Raw genomic sequence first — 2,858 nt, forward strand, 5'->3', positions numbered from 1 at the left:
TCGCTGATCCGGGCGGCGAGGTCGTCGCGCTGGTCCTCGGTGAGCGCGATCCCGGCTTCCTGCAGGCCCTTGTCCAACTCGTCGCGGACGGTTCCCTCGGTGGCGGTCTCCTGCCAGGCGTTGACGCGCTCGATCACGCGGCGCAGGGCTTCGTCCCGGGCATCGTCCTGATTCATCTCAGTCATGCGCAGCGGTTCCCGCTACGGCACCGGAGCATGCGCCGGTGCCGTTGGCCCGGAGTAGGTAGGTTCTGACACACGTCATCCGCTACCTGAGGAGAACCCGTGGACCTGTTCGAGATCGACCAGACCCAGCGCCTGCGCCGCGAGGAGGCCGCCGCCAAGCTGCGTGTGCTCGCCGACGCGCTGTCGAAGCACAACTCCGTGGAGTTCGAGCGCAACGGCGCCCGGATCACCGTCAGCATCCCCGACGAGGTGGAGCTGAAGGTGGAGGTGGAGCTGGGCGATGAGAACGAGCTCGAGATCGAGCTCACCTGGTAGTCGTCCGGCTCACCGGAACGCGAGCCAGAGTCCCACCGCCGTAGGCAGCAGACCCAGCAGGAGCCAGGGGCTGAGCACGCTGCGGCGGTGGATGGCGAGCCCGGCGGCGACGCCGATGACGCCGAACGCGCCGGCGATCACGTTGAGCCCGATCCGGGCCGAGGTGGCCGAGGCGGGGGTGGCGAGCGCGGCGAGGATCACGCCGGCCGCCAGGTGCGCGAGCGTGGTCACCGTGATCGACGACATCACCCACTGCTGGACGTGGGTGAGCGACTTGTCGTTGCGCGGCCGGACCGGGTTGTTCGGGTCCATCAGGTGCTTGCGGCGCTTGACGGGCTTGACAGCGGGCTGGGTTGCGGCCATGGAAGCCTCCAAGTTGTTGGTGTCCTAATAGTTTGTACACCAACAATTGGTAGGCTTTCAACATGACCTCGGCTGACCCGCGCTCTGCGCTCGACAACCCGCTCGCCCTGGACCAGCAGGTCTGCTTCGCGTTGGCGATCGCCTCGCGCAGCGTGGTCGCCCTGTACCGCCCGCTGTTGGAGCCGATGGGGCTGACCCACCCGCAGTACCTGGTGATGCTGGCGCTGTGGGAGAGCGAGCCGCTGCGGGTCGCGGACCTGGCGCGGATGCTCGAGCTCGACCCGGGCACGCTCTCCCCGCTGCTCAAGCGCCTGGAGGCGGCCGGCTACCTGCGCCGCGAGCGCGACCAGCGTGACGAGCGGGCCCTGGCCGTCGTGCTCACCGAGAAGGGGCGCGCCCTGCGCACCGACGCGGAGGCGATCCCGGCGGCGATCGTCGAGCGACTCGGCCTGCCGATCGAGGAGCTGATGGAGCTGCATCAGCGGCTCACTGCGGTGATCGCGGCGACCCGCTGATCGGGTCGCGGCTCAGGCGAGCTGGGTGAGCAGGCGCGCCACCCGCTCGACGGCGTACTTGATCGCGTCGGCGCTGCCCGCAGTGGTGGCGTAGAGCAGGGCGGCATCGGCGAGCAGGCGCAGCTGGACGACGTCGTCGTCCGCGATCTCGGGGTAGCCGCTGGCGTCCAGCACCGTGCGCAGCGCGGCGAGGAGCTGGGGCCACGAGGTGGACATCACGGCTGCCGTGCCCGGGGTCCGGGTGGCCTCCAGCATCGGCGCGAGCCGCAGGGTGACCACATCGGGCTCCAGGTGGGGTGCGTACAGCGCCTCGACCAGGAGGCGGGCCGTGGTGGCCGGCGTGCGTGCGCGCCGGCGCAGAGCGTCGGCATAGGCGTGTGCGCCGGCCACGCGGATCCGCTCCGCCTCCTCGACCGCGGCCAGGAAGAGGCCCTCGCGGTTGGGGAAGTAGTAGGAGGCCGAGCCTTGCGGGAGCCCTGCGGCTGCGGCCACCTGGCGGTGGGTGACGGCGTCCGGACCGCGGTCGATCAGCAGGCGGGCCGCAGCCTCGCGCATCGCCTGCTGCTTCTGTGCGGAGCGTTGCTGCTGCGTCGGGCGTCCGCCCGCTCCTCGCGCTCTGCTGGTGCTCACCTGGCCATCCTAGGGTCGGCGGAATACCTAGACGCGCGTATGGGTTATCTGGGTGTACGACCCGTCCACCGGCAGCAATGGCGCTGCCTTGACCTGAGGAAGCGATGACGTGCTTACCGCACAGGCTTTGAAGATCGACTGGGCCTCGATGCCCACGTACAACACCATCATGGCCGTGGCGGCAGGCGTTGGCCTGCTGAGCCTGGTCCTGTTCGTGCGCGATGTCGCGCGCAACGGCGAGGAGGCGAGCGCCGAAGGCTGGGCGCTGAACTTCGGAGTGCTCGGCGCGATCCTCGCCAGCACCGGCCTGCACATGACCCTGACCTGGCCGCTGGCCGCAGGCGGGTTCCCCTTCGACAACATCATCTTCGGTGAGACCAGCCTGGGCTTCGGCGTCCTGCTGCTGGCCGCCTCGCTCTACCTGTGGAAGCGCGGCACCGAGGCACTGACGGGCACCGAGGTGCTGCCGCGGCTGGCCAAGATCGCCCGTCCGGTCAGCACGTTCGTCGGCTTCCTCGGCGGCGCGCTGATCGCCATCGCCGTGGCCGGGATCAAGTACGAGCTCTTCGCGGCACCGGCCGAGGAGCCGATCTCCGGTGAGTTCGCCGAGTGGCCGCTGGTCGAGGCGATCTTCATGTCCGGGCTGCTCGGCCTGGTCGGGGTGGGCGCGATCGCCTTCCCGTTCGCCGTCCGCTCGGTGCTGCGCGGTGACTCCCTGCGCTCCCTGGCCACGCAGGTGGTCGGCTGGGCCTGGGCGATCACGGGCGTGGTCTTCGCGCTCTTCGGCGTGATGAACTTCTTCACCCACATCGGATTGATCGTCAACACCATGTGATCTCCTTGCAGACAA

Annotated in this window: 5 protein-coding genes and 1 pseudogene; 3 read left to right on the forward strand and 3 right to left on the reverse strand. The window is 69.6% G+C overall.

Annotation, left to right across the window (positions count from 1 at the left end; all coding sequences use genetic code 11):
• Window positions 1-185, reverse strand: a pseudogene (locus tag ABD151_RS05915) (hypothetical protein); the annotation flags it as partial.
• 99 nt (window positions 186-284) lie between these two features.
• Between ABD151_RS05915 and ABD151_RS05920 the strand changes: the two are divergent.
• A complete protein-coding gene (locus tag ABD151_RS05920; RefSeq protein WP_343992277.1) occupies window positions 285-500 on the forward strand; it encodes an amphi-Trp domain-containing protein in 216 nt (71 codons plus the stop codon).
• Window positions 501-509: 9 nt separating this feature from the next.
• Here the strand turns inward: ABD151_RS05920 and ABD151_RS05925 are convergent, their stop codons facing one another.
• On the reverse strand, window positions 510-863 hold the full coding sequence (locus ABD151_RS05925) for a hypothetical protein (protein ID WP_343992279.1): 354 nt from the start codon (window positions 861-863) through the stop codon (window positions 510-512).
• 62 nt (window positions 864-925) lie between these two features.
• On the opposite strand from ABD151_RS05925, the gene ABD151_RS05930 reads away from it, so the two are divergent.
• Window positions 926-1,378 carry a MarR family winged helix-turn-helix transcriptional regulator gene (locus ABD151_RS05930; protein WP_343992282.1) on the forward strand — a complete coding sequence of 151 codons (453 nt, stop codon included), beginning with the start codon at window positions 926-928 and terminating at the stop codon, window positions 1,376-1,378.
• A 12-nt stretch (window positions 1,379-1,390) separates the two neighbouring features.
• On the opposite strand, the gene ABD151_RS05935 is transcribed toward ABD151_RS05930, so the two are convergent.
• Window positions 1,391-2,008, reverse strand: coding sequence for a TetR/AcrR family transcriptional regulator (locus ABD151_RS05935; RefSeq protein WP_343992284.1), 618 nt, complete (start codon window positions 2,006-2,008; stop codon window positions 1,391-1,393).
• Between the two features lie 109 nt (window positions 2,009-2,117).
• Between ABD151_RS05935 and ABD151_RS05940 the strand changes: the two genes are divergently transcribed.
• Window positions 2,118-2,843, forward strand: a complete 726-nt coding sequence (locus ABD151_RS05940) for a DUF981 domain-containing protein (protein WP_343992286.1) — start codon at window positions 2,118-2,120, stop codon at window positions 2,841-2,843.
• The last annotated feature ends 15 nt before the right edge of the window (window positions 2,844-2,858 follow it).

Source organism: Nocardioides dubius, assembly GCF_039528155.1.
Lineage (GTDB): Bacteria > Actinomycetota > Actinomycetes > Propionibacteriales > Nocardioidaceae > Nocardioides > Nocardioides dubius.